This is a genomic window from Treponema saccharophilum DSM 2985 (assembly GCF_000255555.1).
Lineage (GTDB): Bacteria > Spirochaetota > Spirochaetia > Treponematales > Treponemataceae > Treponema_D > Treponema_D saccharophilum.
Genome location: NZ_AGRW01000040.1, coordinates 75,446 through 97,298, shown reverse-complemented (window position 1 = coordinate 97,298; position 21,853 = coordinate 75,446). Strand labels below are relative to the sequence as shown.

At 55.6% G+C, this 21,853-nt stretch carries 14 protein-coding genes and 1 riboswitch; of the genes, 9 read left to right on the top strand and 5 right to left on the bottom strand.

Annotated elements, in window-relative coordinates; all coding sequences use genetic code 11:
• The first annotated feature begins 150 nt into the window (after nucleotides 1-150).
• From TRESADRAFT_RS04500 to TRESADRAFT_RS04460, 9 genes are all read left to right on the top strand, one after another.
• A complete protein-coding gene (locus tag TRESADRAFT_RS04500) occupies nucleotides 151-1,065 on the top strand; it encodes a DUF3737 family protein (protein ID WP_002703266.1) in 915 nt (304 codons plus the stop codon).
• Nucleotides 1,066-1,476: 411 nt separating this feature from the next.
• Entirely contained in the window at nucleotides 1,477-4,524 is a 3,048-nt protein-coding gene (locus TRESADRAFT_RS04495) for a ligand-binding sensor domain-containing protein (protein WP_002703264.1), read from the top strand.
• A gap of 706 nt (nucleotides 4,525-5,230) precedes the next feature.
• The gene (locus tag TRESADRAFT_RS04490; RefSeq protein ID WP_002703262.1) at nucleotides 5,231-7,357 is read left to right on the top strand and encodes a glycogen-binding domain-containing protein; all 2,127 of its coding nucleotides are present in this window, start codon (nucleotides 5,231-5,233) and stop codon (nucleotides 7,355-7,357) included.
• A gap of 27 nt (nucleotides 7,358-7,384) precedes the next feature.
• Nucleotides 7,385-7,837 carry a hypothetical protein gene (locus TRESADRAFT_RS04485; protein ID WP_002703261.1) on the top strand — a complete coding sequence of 151 codons (453 nt, stop codon included), beginning with the start codon at nucleotides 7,385-7,387 and terminating at the stop codon, nucleotides 7,835-7,837.
• 205 nt (nucleotides 7,838-8,042) lie between these two features.
• Nucleotides 8,043-10,781, top strand: a complete 2,739-nt coding sequence (locus TRESADRAFT_RS04480; RefSeq protein WP_002703260.1) for an alpha-amylase family glycosyl hydrolase — start codon at nucleotides 8,043-8,045, stop codon at nucleotides 10,779-10,781.
• A 139-nt stretch (nucleotides 10,782-10,920) separates the two neighbouring features.
• A complete protein-coding gene (locus TRESADRAFT_RS04475; RefSeq protein WP_002703259.1) occupies nucleotides 10,921-12,129 on the top strand; it encodes a sugar ABC transporter substrate-binding protein in 1,209 nt (402 codons plus the stop codon).
• A 317-nt stretch (nucleotides 12,130-12,446) separates the two neighbouring features.
• Nucleotides 12,447-13,940: a carbohydrate ABC transporter permease gene (locus TRESADRAFT_RS04470; protein WP_002703258.1), complete on the top strand. Its 1,494-nt coding sequence runs from the start codon at nucleotides 12,447-12,449 to the stop codon at nucleotides 13,938-13,940.
• Nucleotides 13,940-14,788 (top strand): sugar ABC transporter permease, encoded by an 849-nt coding sequence (locus TRESADRAFT_RS04465; RefSeq protein ID WP_002703257.1) that lies wholly within the window; start codon nucleotides 13,940-13,942, stop codon nucleotides 14,786-14,788. The genes TRESADRAFT_RS04470 and TRESADRAFT_RS04465 overlap by 1 nt, the downstream gene beginning before the upstream one ends.
• Nucleotides 14,785-16,449 carry an alpha-amylase family glycosyl hydrolase gene (locus TRESADRAFT_RS04460; RefSeq protein ID WP_002703256.1) on the top strand — a complete coding sequence of 555 codons (1,665 nt, stop codon included), beginning with the start codon at nucleotides 14,785-14,787 and terminating at the stop codon, nucleotides 16,447-16,449. Before TRESADRAFT_RS04465 ends, TRESADRAFT_RS04460 begins: the two co-directional genes overlap by 4 nt.
• A 252-nt stretch (nucleotides 16,450-16,701) precedes the next feature.
• Here TRESADRAFT_RS04460 and TRESADRAFT_RS04450 read toward each other — a convergent pair whose 3' ends face one another.
• The 5 genes from TRESADRAFT_RS04450 to TRESADRAFT_RS04430 form a co-directional block, all read right to left on the bottom strand.
• Entirely contained in the window at nucleotides 16,702-18,168 is a 1,467-nt protein-coding gene (locus TRESADRAFT_RS04450; RefSeq protein ID WP_002703255.1) for an alanine/glycine:cation symporter family protein, read from the bottom strand.
• A gap of 112 nt (nucleotides 18,169-18,280) precedes the next feature.
• A riboswitch (glycine riboswitch) is annotated at nucleotides 18,281-18,377 on the bottom strand.
• A 143-nt stretch (nucleotides 18,378-18,520) separates the two neighbouring features.
• On the bottom strand, nucleotides 18,521-19,234 hold the full coding sequence (locus TRESADRAFT_RS04445; RefSeq protein ID WP_002703254.1) for a DNA alkylation repair protein: 714 nt from the start codon (nucleotides 19,232-19,234) through the stop codon (nucleotides 18,521-18,523).
• Between the two features lie 4 nt (nucleotides 19,235-19,238).
• Nucleotides 19,239-20,252 carry a Gfo/Idh/MocA family protein gene (locus tag TRESADRAFT_RS04440; protein WP_002703253.1) on the bottom strand — a complete coding sequence of 338 codons (1,014 nt, stop codon included), beginning with the start codon at nucleotides 20,250-20,252 and terminating at the stop codon, nucleotides 19,239-19,241.
• Nucleotides 20,253-20,407: 155 nt separating this feature from the next.
• Nucleotides 20,408-20,911 carry a pyridoxamine 5'-phosphate oxidase family protein gene (locus tag TRESADRAFT_RS04435; protein ID WP_002703251.1) on the bottom strand — a complete coding sequence of 168 codons (504 nt, stop codon included), beginning with the start codon at nucleotides 20,909-20,911 and terminating at the stop codon, nucleotides 20,408-20,410.
• Nucleotides 20,912-21,223: 312 nt separating this feature from the next.
• Entirely contained in the window at nucleotides 21,224-21,790 is a 567-nt protein-coding gene (locus TRESADRAFT_RS04430; protein WP_002703249.1) for a GNAT family N-acetyltransferase, read from the bottom strand.
• Between the last annotated feature and the right edge of the window lie 63 nt (nucleotides 21,791-21,853).

Here is a 21,853-nt window from a genome sequence, read left to right as displayed (position 1 = left end):
GAGCCGAGGCGCTCCCCCTGCCGTCATTGGCAGAATTGGGGGCGCATTTTTTTTTGCGCGCGTCTCTTTGAAAAGTGCCGGATGAAGTGGACGGTTCGGCTGTTTTTTATTATATTTGATACAATATAATTTTAGGGAGAACGATTTGCGATGGAAGAAATGAAGAATCAGGAATCGGGACGGACTGTTTTTAAGGGGCTATCTCTTGACGAGGAGCGCGCGCTGTATGGAATATCGAATGCCGATGTCGTCGACTGCCGGTTTGACGGTCCCGCCGACGGGGAATCCGCGCTCAAGGAGGCATCGCTCGTCAATGTGAGCGGGTGTTTCATGAACCTCCGCTATCCGTTCTGGCATCTTTCAGGCTCGAAAATAGCGGACTGCATTCTGACGGAAAAATGCCGTGCCGCCCTCTGGTATGACAAGGACGTGGAAATCGAGGGATGCCGGCTCGGCGGAATCAAGGCGCTGAGGGAATGCGACGGAATCTCAATCAAGAAATGCACGGTCGATTCGCCCGAATTCGCGTGGAAATGCCGCGATGTCGTTGTCGATAACGTCGAGATTCTCGGCTCCGAATATCCGTTCTTCGAGATTGAGCGCGCGCGCATGAGCAACCTGCGCATGAAGGGAAAATACTCGTTCCAATACTGCCGCGACATCGAGATTTCCTCGTCCGACCTCGACACGAAGGACGCGTTCTGGCATTCGAAAAACGTCACGGTGCGCGACAGCGTTGTGCGCGGGGAATACCTCGGCTGGTATTCGGAGAATCTCCGCCTCGTGAACTGCCGCATCATCGGGACGCAGCCGTTCTGCTACTGCAAGAACCTCGTCCTAGAGAACTGCACGATGGAAGGATGCGACCTTTCCTTCGAGCGGAGTTCAGTCGTCGCCGATGTTTCCGGGCGGATTGACAGCGTGAAGAATCCGCTTTCCGGAAGCATCCGCGCCGACGAAATCGGCGGGCTTATCCTCGAAAAGGGCGTCGTCGGTTTGTCGCCCGCAGAAATTTCGTGCCCGTCAATCTCCTCCGTCACGTCCGACATTCCCGAGGCGTGCTGATTTTTTGAATCTCGGTCGCGAGCGCGTTCGGCTGCAAAAAGGCGCTCGCGACCTGCTTTTCGACGGCCGTGAAGCCGGACAAGAATCTTTCCGAGTCCGAATGCATCCGTTACGCGAACGACTGGAACTGCAATCATATATTCTCAAGGTTTTTCTGGAATTCGGCCGCGTACCAAATCGATTGTCATGCGGCGCACAAAGGCGGAATCCGCGCGGACAATTTGGACGGAATCGTCGGATAGGAAAGGCCGCTTCTTAACGTGTTCCCGGTTTTGGGGCGGTCTTTCCTTTAACTAAATTGAAAACTTCCGCCGCCACAAAAACGGTGATATAATACGCGTATTTTATTATTCGATTCGGAAATGCGCCAAAACCGCCTGAGCGTGCGGGACGGCGCATAAGGAAAATGAAATGCGTTCGATAAAAAAAATCGTCTCGGCGCTCGCCCTCCTTTCGGCGCTGCTTCTCAGGATTTCTGCGCAGGAATGCGAGCTGATGGCCGCCGACAATTCGTTCCTGCAGAATTTCGTGGTGAAGAACTACACGACGTCGGACGGGCTTCCCGGCATGACGATAACGAACATAATCCAGGACGTGAAAGGCTACATATGGATTGGAACGTATGACGGCCTCGTCCGTTTCGACGGCGTCGATTTCACGACGTACAACAGGACGGCGGGCGACAAATTCGACTTCGCCTCGGCACGCTCGCTGATGCAGGACTCGCGCGGGAACATTTGGGTCGGGCACAACGACGAGGGCGTCTCCCGGATTTCCGCGGACGGCACCGTCACGAAATTCACCTCGGATGACGGAATCCCGAACGACAAGGTGAATTCCCTCTGCGAGGACAAATTTGGAAACATCTGGGTCGGCACGGCATCCGGCTTGTGCTATATCAGCAAGGACGGCGGTATTGTGATTCCGGGCGGGCTCGACGAGCTTGCGCTTCGGAACATCCTCGTCCTCAGGCTTTACTGCGACATGACGGGGCGCGTCTGGATAATGACGGGCGTCAAGGACGACTGTTTCGTGTATGACGGCGCAAAAATCGCGCGGTTCGGGGGGCTTTCGTCGTTCAGCCACCCGGCCGTGACGGACGTCATGATGGAGGAAAGCGGGACGGTTTGGTTCGGGCTGTCGCCGTGCTATATCGTTCGCGCCGAGAACGGGAAGGAGACCGTGTTCGATATCGGGCACGGCGGGAAGAGCAGCTTCGTCGTCGGCTCGATAATCAAGGATGCGGACGGGAACATCTGGGCAGGCTCGGACGAGGGGGTCTCCGTCATCCACGACGGGAAGCTGACCCTTTACGATGCGCGCAACGGGCTTCCCGACGGCGGCGTCACGCGCATGATAATCGACCACGAGGGAAATATCTGGATTGGGCTCAACAGGGGCGGCCTGCAGAAGCTCAGCAAGGGAAAAATCCGCACGATTCCGATGAAGTCGAGCGTGAATTCGGTATGCCATGACGAGGAGAGGGGAATCACGTGGCTCGGGACGGATTCAGGGCTTTTCTGCATGAGGGACGGGGAATTTATCGCGAACGAGCTTACGAAAATGCTTTCGGGCATCAGGATTCGGCATATCGCGCTGACGTTTGACGGGGAGCTTCTTGTTTCCTCGTTCTCGCACATCCCGTTCATAACCGTGCTTCCTTCGGGCGAAATCAAGAAATGGACGCTCGAAGACGGAATTGCGAGCGAGAAGGTGAGGGTCGCGCTCAAGACGAAAAAAGGCGATTATTACGTCGGAACCCCGGTCGGGCTGACGATAATCGGCGCCGACGGCTCCGTGTCGACGATGACGCGCGCGGACGGGTTCATGAACCATTACGTCATGTGGCTTTTTGAGGATGACAGCGGGCGCGTCTGGGTCGGAACTAACGGCGGCGGAATCCACATCTTGCGCGACGGAAAAATCGAGCGGATATTCAATACCGAGAGCGGGCTTGCGGGAAACGTGATATTCAAGATTTCCGAGCAATCCGGCGCAATCTGGATTTGCACGGGAACGGGAATCTCGAAGTACATCGCGGAGACGGACTCGTTCGTCAATTTCAATTCGCGGAACGGGTTCGGGACGGACAGCATATTCCAGATGATTGTCGACGAGACCGGCGTCGCGTGGCTTACGACGAACAAGGGAATATTTTCCGTGCCGTTCTCCGAGCTTGAGGAAGCCGCTTCGGGAAAGCGCAAGAAGTTTTCGGTGCGCTTCTACGGCGATTCTGACGGGCTTATAACGAACGGCGTGACTTCCGTGTCGATTTCCGCGAAGGACGCGTTCGGGCGGATTTGGTTCACGCTGACGGACGGATTCGCCATTTACGATGCGCGGAAGGCGGGAAGCGGGGAAAATGCCCCAAAAGTCGAAATCCAGACGTATTTCATCGACAACAGCGTGGAGGATTATTTCGGCTCCGAAATCGTCATGGCGCCTTCGGCACGGCGCATTTCCATAAAATATACGGGGCTGAGCTACATCTCCTCCGACAGCATGACGTTCAGCTTCAAGCTCGACGGCTTCGACAAGGAATATTCGGATTGGACGCCGCAGCGGCTCGTCTCGTACACGAACCTGAAGCCCGGGACGTACAAGCTGCACGTTCTCGCGAGAAACGGGGACGGGCTCGTCAGCAGCCCGCACATTCCCGTCACGATAATCAAAAAGCCGTACATCTGGCAGCTGGCGTGGTTCTGGGCGGCAATCGGCGCGACTGGCGCGGGAATCGTCGCCCTCGCGATATTCCTCAAAATACGGGCGATGAGGCGGTATCAGATTGAGCTTGAGAAGAAGGTCGAGGAGCGCACGCGCGATTTGAGAATCGCGAACGAGAAGGCGGAGAAGCTCCTCCTGAACATACTGCCGTCCGACGTCGCGAAGGAGCTGACGGAGAATCCGGGAAAGACAATTGCGCAGAATTTCCCGAACGTGACGGTTCTTTTCACCGATATCGTCGGGTTCACGAAGATGAGCGGCGGGATGAGCGCGAAGGAAGTCGTCACGATGCTCAATTCGATGATTTCGATGTTCGACGAGCGCGCAAAAAAAGAGGGAATCGAGAAAATCAAGACAATCGGCGACGCGTACATGGCGGCGAGCGGTCTTACATTGCGCGCGGACAACGACGGCGCGCTTCGGATGATGCGGTTCGCGCGCGGGCTTCTGAGCGATGTGGAGGAATTCAACAGGAAATCGCCCGTCCAGATAAAAATCCGTCTCGGAATCAACACGGGAAACCTCGTCGCGGGCGTCATCGGGAAATCGAAGTTCATCTACGATATTTGGGGCGACACGGTAAACGTCGCAAGCCGCATGGAAAGCACCGGCGAGCCGATGCGAATCCACGTCACAGAAACGACATGGGCGCAGACGAAGGACGAATACTCCTACAGCGCCGGCGTGGAAGTCGAGGTGAAAGGAAAAGGAAAAATGCGGACGTTCTTCTTGTAAGGGCATTTGCTTGGTCTTTTGTGCGTTCCCAGTTCGGCTTTGTTGGAGCAAATGTGCGCCGATACGCGCGGGGGCGCGTATCTTCCGTGCCCATGGGGCGGTTGCTTGTTTTTTTTGGCGTTCCCAGATTGCCTTTGCGCTGGAGCCTTCCGAGCGGGTGAGGGACGATACGACGGAATCGAATTCACCGCGGGAAAGTGGTTTTTCCTTTATGTCGATTGACTGGAACGCAATCCGCCTTTCCTTGAAAAATCGTTCCGCCGCCTTGCAGTCAAAGCTTTTTTTTGTGCCAAAAACTTGAATCATGAGAAACTCCTTATCGTTCGCGGATGGGCACGAGCGCGCGCGATTATGCCATTTGTGCGGATTTTTTTCTGATAAGATAAAAACGACCTCTGCCTGTTTTTTTTGCTTTCCGTATTTCCGGAAAAACGTATCAAAATATTTGCATTTGTCGCAAAAAATTGCGCGATGAATTTCATTCGTCGTGATAGCGTTTCTATCATGGAAAAAATCACGGCAAATACAAACGCTGAATTGTACAAAAGTATTATGAATTTAAAAAATTACAACAAAAGTGACTTTTTTATGAAAAAAATAAAAAAATTTTTGACCGCGTTTTTTTTAGGATGTAATTTTTAATTACAAAAGCCCGAGGCAAAGCGAGTTCGCTTCAAATCGGGTTCAAAAAAAACGGAGGACAAAGATGAAAAAATGTCTTGCTCTTTTTTCTTCATTGATGATGCTTTCCGCCGCGGCTTTCGCGGATATTTCGGCAAAGCAGCTCGATGATGGCAACGTGGAAGTTACGTTCTTCTACGGAAATCCCAGAGCAACAGAAGTGAAGGTGGCGGGAGACTTCACGAACTGGGCGGATGGCGCAATCGCCATGACGAAAGGCGAAAAGGGATTCTCCCTTACGCAGGTTTTCCCTGCCGGTACTGTTCTCAAGTACAAATTCATTGCTGACGAGAACTGGACAGAGGATATGCGCGCGCCTGACAAGGTTGACGACGGATTCGGCGGTCACAACGCGCTCGCCGATTTGGACGTTCTCGTGGAGAGCTCCGCATCAAGCGATGGTTCCTCTTCTGCTGCCGGAAATGGAAACGTTTCCAAGAAGCCGCGCCCGAGCATCAAATTCCAGACATGGAGCATGGTCGGATTCCAGAACAAGTGGAACATCAGCGACTATAAAGAAGGCAACACCGAGAAGAAGGCCGGCGAGGATTCTTCGGGAATCGGAGCAAAGTCATATTGGAAATTCAGCGGAAACGTCACTCCGCACGTTCCGGTCTATGTTGAGGTCGCGCTCTGCGAGAACGACGGGTTCAACAATCTCTACAACCGCGACGTCCTCCAGCTTAAGGACGGAACGCGCGAGGTCGGAACTGACCTTGCGTTCGATCCGCTCTACATGCTCAACAGCAACGCGTCCGAGGCTGAGAAAACATACCTCGGCCACTTCAAGACGGGCGTCGAGTTCCCGTGGGTGAAGTACACGACAGGCTACAAATACGCGAAGCTTCCGCCGCACTCGAACGTCAACTGGACGACAATCGACAACGAGTGGGAGGCCGGATACTCAGCGACCGGCGGATACACGCAGTGGGAGACGGGAGACAAGGTTAAGGAATCGCTCGCAAACGCGACGAACGGCGCGGTCTCCGACTTCAACGCGGTGTTCGCTCCGAACCGCACTGCTGACCGCGCGGGAAACCAGTACGGTTTGTACGCATACGCGAACGCGAACTTGTTCGACAACCACTACGTCGATTTCCAGTACAACGGCGCGTACGGAAAAGAGTTCGACAAAGTGTTCGACAGGGTGTTCGAGAACGACTACATCCTCGGTTACAAGGGAAAATTCGGGCCGGTTGTCGTGAAGGCGAACGGACTTTTGAATACGTACGGAAACTATCTCGACGAGGAGAAGGACAAGGTTTCATTGTACTCTCCGTCAAGCTCGGATGTCGGAGCTGTTGACCCGTTCGTTGACAATAAAATCGACGACACCGCGGCAAACGTCAACGTCTACTATGAGAACGACCTTCTGGACGCGACTGTCGGATTCCGCTACAGAGGAAACCAGGCGAGCATGATGTATGTCGAGCAGGGCGCCGACGACCACGACCACATCACGGACAACCTCGGCGACAGGAACAGATGGCGCGGATGGTTCGACGTCCACGTGTTCCCCACCGACATGTTCTCAATCGGCGTGAACCCGTACATCGAGAAGACGCTCAACAAGGATTCGACATCGTCATTCGCGGACAAGGACAACACGCTCGTTTACGTCAAACCGTACGGCGACGTCATCATCGACGACGACACGAAAATCAACTTCTACGCTGAGACAAAGTACAACACGAAAGATGCCGACCATCTTGCACGCGGCGGCCGCGAGGCGAAGGCGTTCGTCATCGAGGAAGCGGGAGTGCGCTTCGAGACGAAACTCGACGGACTGCTCAACTCTCTCGCCGTCATGTACGGATACGACGCGAACGAGACATCTGTCGATTTGCACACCCTCATCGTTGACATGGGCCTCCCGCTCGGAATCAACGCGCAGGTCGGTGCCGGTTTCCGCACTGTTGACAACAGCGCGGCCGACGACAACCCGTTCGGCTTCTTCCTCGGAATGAACAAGCAGGTCTGCAAGTCATACAACACGGTCTTCTACACGAACTTCGTCTACGGCGTCGACCCCTACAAGGCGTTCGGCGACGGACAGGACACGCTCAACCTCGACGGCTACACGCTCGACAGCGATGCTGACTACTTCTGGCACAACGCGGCGCTCCGCATGGGACTCAAGTTCGACTTCTAATCGGATGAATGAAGGGGGAAAATGAAGATGAAAAAAATAGGAATCGCGCTCAAAGCGCTCGCTGTCCTTGCCGCGGCCGGAATCGGCTTTGCGGGCTGCTCGACAGCTGATGACAAGCCGCTCGACCTGCTCGAGCCGGGATGGTTCTGCAGCAGCCAGGGATACTTGCCGATTGCCTATACGGAAACGGATGTCGCTACCGGAACTGTTGAGTTCACGTTCAGCGCTGATAACGACGAGTGGGGCGATGCGTCAAGGGTTGAGAACGGAATCCTTGAGTTCGGAGTTTGCACCGATAAGAATTGGTCAACGAAGTACATTGGCGCGACGGATTTGACCGTCGGCGGCGGCTTCGCGAACTGCAAGCAGGGCGATGGTGCCAACAACAAAGCCACCGGTCTTGAGGCCGGCAAGAATTACGTCATAACGGTGCGGGGAACGGCGGACACGATTTCGGTGAAAATCGACGAAGCCGACTGACCGTAAAAACAACCTTTGCAATTTTTCCCGCCCGAATCATACCGGCGGGCGGGGATGCGGAAATCTGGTAACGGTTTCCGCAATAAAAGAGGATTCATGGAAGGGGGCACCCTCCTAGGCTTCCTTCCGGAACAGGCACACGGCAACAGGTGCGCCTTCTTTTAGGGGAAGAGCGAAAGCTCTTCCCCCTTTCAGGAGACGATTTATGAAAATGAGCATTGCAAAAAAGATTCTGCCGGTTTTCGGCGCATTTCTCTCGGCGGTGTTTGCCTCCGCCGAGCATGGGCAGCCCGGTTCGTTCCGGGACGCTTCGCCAAAGGAAATGAAATCCGTTTTGGCGCTTGACGGGAAAATAAAGCCGGGCGACGATGAGCTTGTTGTTTATTACGTTCGCCAGGATAAGAAATACGAGCCGTGGGCTCTCTGGATGTGGGCGATGCCCGGCGGGGACGGCGGCGCAAACTGGGAATACACGAAGGACTGGAAAGTCGAGGACGGAATCGGATACATGCGCTTCAAGCTCGACGGCTCATCCACTGGCGGGAACAAGCCTGTGTCATCCGACGGCGTTGTCGGGCTCATCGTTCGGCAGGACGCGGGATGGACAAAAGACGGCAACGATGACCGCGTTTGGGACATCAGCAAGTCGAGGAAAGTCGCGATATTTTCCGGCGACGGGAACACATACGCCGCGATGCCGTATCGCCCGTCGATTCTTTCCGCGGAGCTTGTCGCCGACGACAAAATAGCGCTCACGCTCTCAGGTGAGTACGGGCTTGGCGCGGGAAATTCCGGATTCAAGGTCGTTTCCGGCGGAAAAAGCGTTCCGATTTCCCGCGTCGAGAACAGCAAATCGAAAAATGTGGAGGACAACATGGCAAAGGACGTGACAATCACGCTTGCCGGGAAGATAGACGTGAGCGAGTCGCTTTCCGTGGGAAATCAGGATTTCCTCGGCGACGCGAAGGTCAACAGCCAGAAGCTTGCGCTCGCGCTCGCGGAAAAGACCGTTCCGGGATTTGACGTTGAGCTCGGCGCGCGCTATTCGGCGAAAAGCGCTTCGTTCAGCGTGTGGGCGCCCACCACGTCAAAGGCGACGGTGAACATCTACAGGAAGGACGACGCGAAGACGCCCGATTTTACCGTTCCGATGACGAAGAACGCTTCGACGGGCGTCTGGTCGGCGACGTTCGACAAGGTTGACCCGGACGGGATGTTCTACGATTACACGCTCGTCAACGCGAAGGGAACGGTGACCGCGCTCGACCCGTACGCGAAATCGATGGCGGCGTACAAGAACGACGGGACGGTCGGGCGCGGCGCGATTGTCGATATGAAAAGCCCCCGCGCGATTCCCGAAGGCGGCATGGACGCTCCGTACTATCCGCTTGAGAAAAGGGAGGACGCGATAATCTACGAGATATCCGTGCGCGACTTTACGATAAGCCCCGATTCCGGCGTCAAAGCGGAGAAGGGAACGTACCGCGCGTTCATCGAAAAGATTCCGTACCTCAAGGAGCTTGGAATCACGCACGTCCAGCTCATGCCGGTCTTAAGCTTCTACAACAACAACGAGACGGACAGGCGGTACGATTCGCGCGGGGCTGTCAACAATTCCAACTACAACTGGGGATACGACCCGCACAACTACTTCACGCCCGAGGGATGGTACGCGACTGACGCGGCCGACCCGTATTGCAGGGTGAGGGAGCTGCGCGAGCTTGTCAACGAATGCCACAAGGCGGGGCTGGGAGTCCTCCTTGACGTCGTGTACAACCACATGGCGATAACGAAATTCCTCGACGACATCGTTCCCGGCTACTATTTCCGCACGGACGCGAACGGAAAGCTCAAGAGCAATTCCGGCTGCGGAAACGACACCGCGACGGAGCGCGCGATGATGGCGAGAATAGTCCGCGACTCAACGGAATTCTTCGTCCGCGAGTACAAAGTTGACGGGTTCCGCTTCGACCTCATGGGCTTGATGGAGGCGAAGTGCGTCGAGAACGCCTACGAGAATTGCGCGAAAATCAACCCGCACGTCCTTTTCGAGGGCGAGGGATGGAAGATGTACAACGGCGAGGGCGGAACCGTCGGAATGGACCAGGGCTACATGCGGAAAACGGACCGCGTGGCTGTTTTCAACGACGATTTGCGCGACCTGCTCAAGGCGGGCGGGTTCAACGAGACTGGGCTCGGGTTCATCACGGGAAAGGAGACGAACGGCGCCGATTTGTTCAGGAGCATACTCGGAAATCCGAAAAGCTACGGAACGAACCAGCCTGGCGCGAACATCCAGTACATGACATGCCACGACGGTCTTACGCTCCACGATTTGATTGCGCACAACGTCGGGCTTGACGAGTCGAAGATGGAGGAGAAGGCGGAAATCATCAGGCGCATAAAGATGGGCAACACGCTCGCGCTGACGGCGCAGGGAATCGCGTTCCTCCACGGCGGACAGGAGCGCGGCCGCACGAAGCCGAACGTGATGCTCGCGACGAACGAATGCGTGGGCGAGTTCGTCAGGAACAGCTACGACTCAAGCGACAACATCAACCAGATTGTCTGGACGCTTGATGACGATTACAGGAGCGTGCTCGAATTCACGAAGGGGCTGCTCGCGCTGAGAAAATCGACGGGCGCGTTCAGGATTGCCGACGCGAAAAAAATCAAGAAGAACGCGACGCTCCTTTCGGGAACGGACAAATCGCTCGTGTTCGCATACAGCATCAGCGCGGATGACGGGGACTGGATTGTCGCCGTGAACGCCGGAAAGAAAAAGGCTACCGTCAAGGCGGGAATGTCGCTCAAGGGCGCGGAGGTTCTCGTCGACTGCCAGAAGGCGGGGACTGAGGCAATCTCGGAGCCTGTCGGAGTGAAGATTTCCGGAAAGAAGCTCACGCTTGAGCCGCTCACGATGACGGTTATCAGGAAAAAGTAAAAAACGAGTCCAGATACCCGGCGGATGTCCGGTCGCCATTATCAGGTGAAAAAAAACGGCCTGCGGGAGGGGTGGGGATTCCTGCGGGCCATCAAAAAAAGATAAGAAACGGCGCTTGCCGTAAAAATAGGAGGCTTTTATGAAAAAAATCGTTTGTGCAGCTGCTGCTCTTGCGCTCATCATTCCGACCGTGTTCGCGGCTCGTGACCGCAAGGCGCGCGGCGGGAAGAATTCCGGAAATGTCGTAATCAAGGTGTGGGAGTCCGACGATTCCGCAAAGACCTACATCGAGTGGGCCGCAAAAGAATTCATGAAGACGCACAAAAAGGTGAAGATTGAGTACGAGCACGTCGAATCGACGGATGCCCGCGCGAAGATTGAGCTTGACGGACCGGCCGGAGTCGGTGCCGACGTTTTTGTCGCGCCGCACGACCATATCGGCGCGCTCGTCAACGGCGGGCACGTCGCGGAGAATACGGACGGCGGATACATCTCGCAGTTCATCAACGCGGCGCAGGTCGCCTCTCAGTACAAGGGAAAGACATACGGCTACCCGCTCGGAATCGAGACATACGCCCTCTTCTATAATAAGGACCTCATCAAGACTCCGCCCAAAACATGGGAGGAAGTCGCCGAAATTGCGAAGAACTACAACGACGAGACACAGCGCAAATACGCGCTCGTCTGGCCTGTCGCGGACAGCTACTTCGACTATATGTTCATGAGCGCATACGGCGCGCAGCTCTTCGGACCAAACGGAAACGACCGCAAGCAGCACAACATCAACAGCGAGGCTGCCGTAAAAGGACTCCAGTATTTCCAGAGCCTGAGGAAGAAGCTCCTCAACGTTCCGTCGGCAGACATGACCGCCGACTTCTGCAACTCTTCCTTCACGCAGGGAAAAGCCGCGATGCTCATCACCGGCCCGTGGATGATTGAGACGCTGAGCCGCCTCGGAATGAACTTCGGAATCACGACGCTCCCGGCGTTCCCCGGGCAGAGCAAGCCCGCGACATCGTTCTCCGGTGTCCGCCTTGCATTCGTAAGCTCATACAGCGAGCATCCTGCCGAGGCGACCGAATTCGCGCGCTTCCTCACCTCAAAGTCAAGCCTTGAGCAGCGGTTCAAGATTACGAAGCAGATTCCGCCGCGCCGCGACATCACGACGAACGACCCGCTCAGCAACGGAATCCTTGAGCAGACATACCATGCGATTCCGATGCCGACGATTCCGCAGATGAACACATACTGGTCGGCGATGGGCTCTGCCTACTCAGGAATCTGGGACGGCGACGATGTCAAGACTGACCTGAACACGGCCGCCGCTGCTATGGATGCAGCCAAATAACAAAAAAGTGCGGTTTTCCGCATTCGCCGCTGCGGTGCTGTAGCGCGGGCGGCGAAAAGAAATGGGGACTGTCCAAAAAGATGCAGTAAACCTGTTCGGAAACTTCAGTTTCTGAACAGGTTACTTTGAAAAAACTCGTCGGCCTGAGCGATAACGAAGGTGTCGAACAGGTCTAGTGGTTAAGCATGTCGAAGCCACTGCATTTAGCGTACAAGGTCATTTCGGCTGATTTTTGTGGAATGCGCTTCACAAAAATCGCGGCGAATGGCAGCGCAAACAGAATTGTGGGGACAGTCCTTCCAATGCAGGAGCTATTCATGGCAAATACAACTATAGACCCCCGGCTTCCGGACAGGGCCGCCCGCGCGTCTTGCTGCTTCATGGGATTGGGGCAGTTCGCGGTTCTTAAGCAGCGCGTGCGCGGAACGCTCCTCATGATGTTCGAGGCGTATATCATAATCGACATCTTGCTCGGGCTGCTCGATATCTACATTCCCGGCGATGCATACGACTCGCTCTATTACGAGGGCGGGAACATCATAATGAGGATGCTGAACGGAATCCTGTTCTTTTTCATGGATTTCGTGAACGTCGTTTTCTGCAACAACACGATAATCGACGGAATAAAAGGTCTTGTCACGCTCGGAGATCCGCATCCGGAGCTTCCGGTAAACGAGCGCGACCATTCGATTTTCATGATGATAAACGGTCTCGTCGTCATCATCGTTCTCGCAATCTTCGCCTATCTGTACGTCAACTCGGTTTTTGCCGCGCGCAAGGACGGCAACAGAATCCTCGAGAAGGGAAAATTTCCGTCGGCAAAGGAGACGCGCAACGACCTTTCGCAGAACGCGTTCCCGACGCTCGGCGTGGCTCCCGCCGTCGTGATGATGCTGTTCTTTACGGTAGTCCCGCTTCTTTTTGCGGCGCTCATCGCGTTCACGAACTATTCCTCGCCCGACCACATTCCGCCGAACAACCTCGTCGATTGGGTCGGCTTCGAGAATTTCCGCACTATGTTCTCCTCGTCGTCCGGCACCGGCGGCGGCGAATGGCTCTATGCGTTCGGAAACGTTGCCGGATGGACGCTCACCTGGGCTGTCTTCGCGACATTCACCTGCTTTTTCGTCGGGTTCTTCTTTTCCGTCGTGCTGCTCGACAAGAGAATCAGGCTTCCGCAGGTTTACCGGACGATTTTCATCCTTCCTTACGCGATTCCGCAGATGCTCTCCCTTTTCGTTTGGGCGAACCTCCTCAACGGAACGCTCGGGCCGATAAACGTCATGCTGCAGAATATCGGCTTCCCCGCAGTCCCGTGGCTTTCCGACCCGAAGATGGCGAAGGTTACGCTGATTCTCGTCAACATCTGGATTGGTTTCCCGTACTCGATGATTCTCACTACAAGCTCGATGACGGCAATCTCGAACTCGCTTTATGAGGCGGCTGAAATCGACGGCGCGAGCAAATGGATGCAGTTCAAGTCGATAACGTTCCCGCTCGTCATGTACCAGCTCAAGCCGACGCTCATCATGCAGTTCGCGGGCAACATCAACAGCTTCGGCGCGATATTCTTCCTTACGGGCGGCGGTCCCTCGCTCAAGATGGGAAGCGGAACGGACGTCCTGAACCTCTCCATCGCGACTCAGGCGGGCGCGACGGACAACCTCATCACGTGGATTTACAAACTTACGATGAATTCGAACCAGTACTGCATCGCGTCCGTCCTTTCGATTCTCGTATTTGTCGTGCTTGTTCCGTTCGGCCTCTACAACTTCATGCGCACCAAATCGTTCAAAGAAGGAGAAATCTGATGAACAACAAGAAAAGCAGCTGCCGCGCAATCACGACGATGTTTCTGACTGCGATACTGATAATCCAGGCAATCCTTATTCTGTATCCGATTGCCTTCACCGTAAGCGCGTCGTTCATCAAGGACAACTCGCTTTCCGCCGTCGGTACGGTTCCGTTCTCTCGGCCGTTCTCGCTCGTCCAGTACCACAGGCTGTTCACGGAGACGAACTACGGCCACTGGTACCTCAACACGCTGAAAGTCGCCTGCATGAACACGATAATCTCCGTTTTCGTGTGCAGCTTCACGGGGTACATATTCTCGCGCTTCTGGTTCCCGTTCAAGAAAACGGTCATGGCCTCGATGCTCGTTTTGCAGATGTTCCCGAGCTTTATCGGAATGATTGCAATCTACGTCATCCTCTGGAAGCTCAACGCGCTCAACACGCTCTGGGGGCTTGTCCTCGTCTATTCGGCGGGAAGCATCCCGTTCAACTCGTGGCTGATGAAAGGGTATTTCGACACCGTGTCGAAGGATATCGCCGAGGCGGCCTACATCGACGGCGCGACGCCGTTCACCGCGTTCGTCCGCGTCGTAATCCCGACCGCCCGCCCCGAGATAATCTTCCTCGCTCTCACGAGCTTCACGGGGCCGTGGATGGACTACATTTTCCCGCGCCTTATTTTGCGGAGCGACGAGAAAAAAACGCTCGCCGTCGGTCTTTTCGAGCTTATAAACGGAAGGTCGAACGATAACTTCACGATGTTCGCTGCGGGAGCGCTCCTCGTCGCGGTTCCGTTCATCATCCTGTTCGTAAAGGGGCAGAAATCGCTTCTCATGTCTTTGGCAGGAACAGGAGGAAAAGAATGATGAATAGGAAAGCCTGGCTCGCGCTTTCGGCGGCGTCCCTGTCGGTTTTCGCAGCCGGCTGCGCCTCGACCGGCGCCGGAAAAAACGCGTCGTCATCGCTCGTCCCCGTCGCGCGCGCCGCCTCGGGCGCGAACGAGGGCGTGTACTACAGCCTGTTCGTCCGCTCGTTCGCGGACAGCGACGGTGACGGAATCGGCGACTTCAACGGAATAACGGCGAAGCTCGATTACCTGAACGACGGCGACGACTCGACGACGGGCGACCTCGGCATAACGGGAATCTGGCTCCTGCCGATTTTCCCGTCCCAGTCGTACCACGGATACGATGTCGATGATTATTTCGACGTGAACCCGCAGTACGGGACGATGGCCGATTTCGAGAACATGCTCCGCGAATGCAAAAAGCGCGGAATCTCGGTCATCATCGACATGACGTTCAACCATTCGTCGACGTACACGGAATGGTTCAAGGATTCCAAAAATCCCGACGACCCGCACCGCTCGTACTACCGGTGGATTACCGCCGACGATACCCGCTACAACATAAACCAGACGATGTGGGGGCACAAAGTCTGGAACGAGGACAAAAGCCATCCGGGGAACTACTACGCCGGGCTTTTCGGGAACCACATGCCCGACTTCAATCTCGACTCGCCGGAATTGCGCGATGAATTCAAGCGCGTCGTGAAATTCTGGCTCGACAAGGGCGTTTCTGGCTTCCGCTTCGATGCCGCGGGGCACGTCTACAACAGCGCGAAGTCCCCTGCCGGCACGAATTCGACAGGCAAGGCCGTCGCCTGGTGGAAGGAAATCGTCGACTACGCGCATTCCGTCAATCCCGGTTCGTACTGCGTCGGCGAGGTCTGGGAACCGAATTCGATACGCGCGCAGTACATTGCGGGGCTCGGCTCCGATTTTCATTTCGACATGGGGAATCGCATCGTGGACACGCTCAAGGAAGGCGATGACGGGAACAACGCATACGCGAACGGCCTTGAGGGCGACTACAAGCGCCTTGCCCAGTCGAACCCGGACTACATCGACGCGCCGTTCCTGTCGAACCACGACCAGGCGCGCGCGGCGGGGCTTCTTCGCGGGAATGCGGAGATGTGCAAGGCTGCCGCGAGCATGTACATGCTTGCCGAGGGAATCCCGTTCGTCTATTACGGCGAGGAAATCGGCATGAGAAGCGGCACCGACGACCCGTCGAAGCGCACCCCGATGCTGTGGAACAAGACGTGGGAGGACAACGGAAAACCCGTGGACAAAAAGCAGACGACATGGGCTGATTCCCGCTACAACGCGAAGACGCTTCCCGTTTCCGTCCAGACGCGCGATCCCGATTCGCTGCTCCAGTTCTACAAGCGCATTATCAGGCTCAAGACGTCGCACCCCGCGCTGTTTGCCGGGCGCTTTTCCGCCGTCGCGGTCGGGACGCCGAACGTCTCGTCATGGCAGATGAAATCGGACAACGAGACCGCGCTCGTCATGGTGAACGTGACTTCGGCTCCGTTGGATGTCGAGATTCCCGAGAAGTACAGCGGATTCGGCGTCGCGTTCGCGTCGGATGAGAGAAGCAGCGCGCCCTCCGTATCGGCGGACGGGAAGACGCGCTTTTCTATTCCCGCATACGGAACGCTCGTCCTCTCAAAAACGGAGTAGGGCTTTTTGGCAGGCTTAAAATGAAACGGGGCTGCCCCCAAACGTATTGGACCTGTTCGGAAAATTCAGTTTCCGGACAGGTCCATTTTCATGCTGAACTTGCTTCAGCGCAGCGGGCGTTTTGGACAGCCCTTTTTTACGCCCAGCCTGAAAAGCGGCTGGGTTGCTTTTTTCATGATGAAGGATTTTTATGAAAACGTGTCCGCCATCCATGTTTTCTGCGCGCATGGATGGTGAGCCTTCATTCCGGACTTAAAGCGAATTCTTCCGCTTGAAGAACGATTCCGTCTCGCGGGCTGCGATTCCGGAAAGGACGATGAGCGAGATGCAGTTCGGAATCGCCATGAGCGCGTTCGTGATGTCGGCAATCTGCCAGACCTGGCTTATCGTGAAGTACGGCCCGATGAAGACGGCCGCGATGTAGAGCCAGCGGAACACCTTCACGACGGTAAGGTTCCCGTTCGTCAGATACTCAAGGCATTTTTCTGAATAATAGTTCCATCCGAGAATCGTGGTGAACGCGAAGAAGACAAGACAAATCATCAGAAGGAACTGCACGCTCTTTCCGTCACCGCCGAGGACGCGGCTGAATGCCGCCGACGTAAGCTCGATTCCCTTGAGCCCGTGCTCGTAATTCGCGTCCGCGCCCGAATAGAATGCGATTACGATTGCAAGTCCCGTCATCGTGCAGATGATAATCGTGTCGATGAACGTGCCGAGCATGGACACAAGCCCCTGCTCGACCGGCTCCTCGACTTTCGCCGCAGATGCTGCAATCGGCGCCGAACCGAGGCCTGCCTCGTTCGAGAAAATTCCGCGCGCGATTCCCTTCTGCATCGATTCCGTTATCTGCTTCATGACGAATCCCATCGCGCCGCCTGCGACAGCCCTCATCCCGAAAGCGTTCCTGAAGATGACCGCGAACGCGTCCGGGATTTTCGTCGCGTTCATGAGGAGGACGGAAAGCCCGAGGAAAACGTAGATGACAGCCATGGCGGGAACGACTTTTTCCGCGACTTTCGAGATTCTTTTGAGGCCGCCGATGAGGACGAGCGCGACGAAGAACGTCACGATAAGACCCGAAATCACGACAGACCACGTGTATTCGTCGCCGAAAAGCGAGAACGCGATGTTGCGACCTTCCGAGTCGAACGCGTTTTTGACGGCGGTGGTGATTCCGCTTATCTGCGTGAACGTTCCGATGCCGAAAAGACCGACGCAGACGCCGAAAACCGCGAAAAGAACCGCGAGCCACTTCCAGCTTATGCCCGTGCGCTCCTTCATTCCCTTCTCAATCGTGTAGAACGGGCCGCCGAGAATGTGCCCGTCCTCCGCGTGGCTCCTGTATTTGAGCGCGAGCATACATTCCGTGTATTTCGTCGCCGTCCCCAGAAGAGCCGCGAACCACATCCAGAAAAGCGCGCCTGGGCCGCCTTCCGCGATTGCCGTCGCGACGCCGACGATGTTTCCTGTTCCGATTGTTGCCGAAAGGGCTGTGCAGAGCGCCGCGAACGGGCTGAGCTCGCCTTTTCCGGCGCTGTCCGATTTTTTGAACATCGATTTGAATCCGAGGGTGAGCTTGGTGAACTGCATTCCCTTGAGCCGGATTGTAAGCAGGATTCCCGTCGCGAGGATGAGAATGATTGTGGGAAGTCCCCAGACGAAATCGTCAATCGCCGAGAGGACCGCATCGAAAGTAAGCTGTTCAGTTCCTTCCATTTGAACACTTCCTGAAAAGACTTGAGCGCGTCAAAAATTCGCGCGCCCAAAAAAAATAAGAGCTTCGGCATGATTCCGGAAAATCAGCCTCGGCTCTCCAAAGAGTTGAACAGAAAAATCCCCTGTCCTTTTTGCCTGAGATATAAGCTCTAATAGCCGTAACCCTTCGGCGCCCCGCACAAAAACGGGGACTCTCCAGAGAATCCTCCGCCGGAACACGCCGCGCGAAAGGACGCGGCAATAATAGCGTTTTTGAGTGCGTTTTTCAACGCCGACAGACCCACGGCAGAAAATCGGTTTTTCCTCTCAATCTCCCTCTTTCTTTGTTGTGCTTCCGAATGCCGCGGGATGCTCAATCCCCGCTCTGCCGGTTTGTTTTCAGGCTTCTCAGGTATTCCTTGTGCGCTTCCGTAACGCGGAAACTTTCGAGCGCCTTCTGGATTGCCTTGTTGTGCGTCCACGGCTCAAGGCGGTGCTTTTCGATAAAAGGAACGGCGGCGTCCCACTGTTTCGCGAGCGCCGTCGCAAAATACCATGATGCCATCATCTTCAGGTAGTAGTCTTCGTCCGCGCCCTTCGCGTCCATGCGCTCCGCGACGATTTCGGGGAATTCCTTCGAAAAATCCTCGTCGAGGAATTCGTTCATGAGAATGCGCATTCCGTAGCGGGATGTGTAGACGTGCGCGGAAGAAATCCACTGTTTGATGTGCGGCAGAAGCCGCGCGTGGTTCTTTCTGAACGATTTCGGGCTTGCCTGGTCGCAGACCGGCCAGCAGTCGACATAGGGGAGGAACCGCTCAACCTCGGCGACGCACGCGTCGAAGTCCTTCATCTCCGCGACGACAAAAAAATGGATGAGGTTCTCCTCGAAATACGCGTGCGGAAGCTCCCTGAGGAAAACGCCCGCCGTCTTTTCGTCCCGTGCCGCCGATTTCGCGATTTCCCGAAGGCGGGGAGTGCGCACCCCTATCATCGTCTCCGCGGGAATCGTCGGGACGAGCCTGCTCTGGAAGTCCCGGTACTGCAAGTCGGCTGCTGCGCGCAGCGCGTCACGTATTTTTTCCATGCGGCTATTCTCCGTTGACGGTTTCTCCGGTGCAGGCGGCGCGCTGCATCAGAATCGCCATGTATGAATCGCGGACTGCCTCCTCAAGCGGATACGGATGACTGCCTTTGCCGCGCATGTACGCGACAGCCCGCTGCATGAGAACGGAAATCGCCGTCTCGTCCTGGCCGAGGCTGCTTTTTTTGAAGCCGATTTCGATTTCCCGCGCCTCATTTTGCTCGTCGAGGAAATACGCCTGCCTGCCGATTATCTCTCCGCGGATTCCCTGTATTTTCAGCGCGTTCTTCCTGATTGGCGAGCGGTACTGCTCTGAATCGAAATCGTAGAACGCGGCTTTTCCGTTTTCGAACTCGAATGTCGCGACCGTCCTCTTTTTTTCTGCGACGCGACCGTCCGTGAACCGCTCGTATCGGGTCATCGTCTCCGTCGTCGGGAATTCGTATGTTTTCGCGCGGACGGAGAATTTCATGCCGAGCGGAATTTTCAGGAACGCGCGGATGAGGCTTGCGGCGTGGTAATCGTGCGCGATGGAGATGTTCAGCGCCGTAGGTTCCCCGATAAGCCCTTTTCTGACGGCGGAAAGGATTGCATCGTATTCGGGATAGAGGCGGTATTGCTCGGCGATGATGAGCCGTTTCCCCTTTTCCCCGAGGTTTTCCAGTTTTCCGATTGTCCCGAAATCGAGCGCGGCAGGCGTTTCGGCGATGACGAAAAAGCCGCGCCCGAGCCATTCAAGGCTCACCTGCGACATCGACGGCTTAGTCACGGCAACGACGACAAAATCGGGATGAGCGTTTATGCAGTCGTCGGCCGATGTCGTCGTCGGGATGCCGAGCTCCGCCGCACGCTTTTCCGCCTTCTCGGGCGTGCGGCAGAGCATGTATAAAAGCTCGAACCGCTCGGGGAACGCTTTCGCGACCCTGACGTAAAAAGCCGCCCGCCAGCCCGAGCCGACTATGACGAACCGCGCTTTTTCAGGTTTTTCCTCCCGCCCGTCTTTTTTGATACATTTTTCCATAAAATCCCCCCGTATGTTTTTTGCGCGCCGCAATCAGGATGAATGCCCGCCCCGCGCCCCAGAACAGGTTGCTTTGAAATGCGATGTTCAAAAACGTGCTATCTGCGCGTTTTTGAAGTCGTCGACCTGAGCGATAACGAAGTTGTCGGACAGGCCTATTTTTTTGAATGGCGCTTTCCGGTGATTTCGTCGACCTCGATTTTCACGACGGCTGTTTTTGCGAGCGCCATCGCATTGTACGCGATGAATTTGATTCCCGCGGGAAGCTTGTAGCCGTTGTGGAGCATGATGGCGTCGAGCCCCGCTGATTTTTCCCTCGCGCCGAAAAGAATTTCCGCCTTCCCGAACCCGATGACGCTCTCGTAGTAGCATGTCCACGCGCACGGCTCTTCCCCGCCTTCTGCGCCGAAAAAACGCTCCGCGCAGAAACTGACGCGCGCATTTTCCGTGAGCGCGTCGATTTTCTTTCCCTCGCCCGCGCCGTGAAAATACACGGACAGTTTTTTCCGCCCGTCTTCCTCTCGCACTTCATAGCCGAAATTGACCGGCACGGAATACGGCATGCCGCCGCTCACAAGCGCAAGGTGGAGCACGCGGCACTTTGCCAGAATCGAGACGATTTCGTCGAAATCAGTTACTTCACGGTCTTTCCTTCTCATTCGTTCTCCTTCGCTGCCTGCCGCACATCGTTTCCGAGGCGGAACCAGCGTTTTGGCGGTGTTGCAAAAGTTGGCTGAGCGTAGCCGAGGTCCGCTCATTGCCATGCAAGAATTGGTCGTTTCGGCTTCGCTCAACAAACCTGTTCGGAAATTTCAGTTCCGGAACAGGTTACCTTAAAATGCGATGTTCAAAAACATGCTGCCTGCGCGTTTTTGAAGTTGTCGGACAGGTCTGATGACCGTTTTTTATTTCGGGATACTTGCCGTAACATCTCCGGCAGGTTTTGATGCAGCATACTTTTCGTAACGCCGTCAGCGTTTTTTCTCCCAATAATCCTTGTACGCGTAGCCGTCCTGCGTCCCGATGAGGAAACTTGCTGATTTTTCGAAGCCAATCGCCGCGAATGCCGCCGCCCGCTCGACCGCGTAAACGGGAACTTTCGTGATGATTCGTTCCGTTCCGAAAAGCCCGTACGAATGCGGGACAATCAGCGAGGCAATCTCCGCAATCGAATCCGCGCGCTCGTAGCCGCTTCCCACATCGAGCCGAAGGACGCCGGCGTGAGCGAAATCGTCGTCGGCCGCGCGTCGGAAAAGCTCTGCCGTGCCGATTGCGTTCCCGACGTCCTTGTCGATTACCGCCCAGCGCACGAACCATTTCGATTTGTAAGATTCGAGCCAGAAATCGATTGCTTTCTCCATCCGCTCAAGAGTCGGATAATAGAAATTGTCCCCGTGGCAGTTGTCGCTGTTGAAGAACGGAAGCGAATTCTTGTCGCCGTAAACGTTCAGGAGCGATTCCGCGTCTTTTTTCTCCACGAAACGCAGGAGAAATCGCTCGTCCTCAAAAAGGGGAACCTCGTCATACACATTCTGCATGTTTTTCCTCCGATGCGGAAACCGCTATTTTTTCCGGGCGAAATCGGCGGCTCCTTCATCACA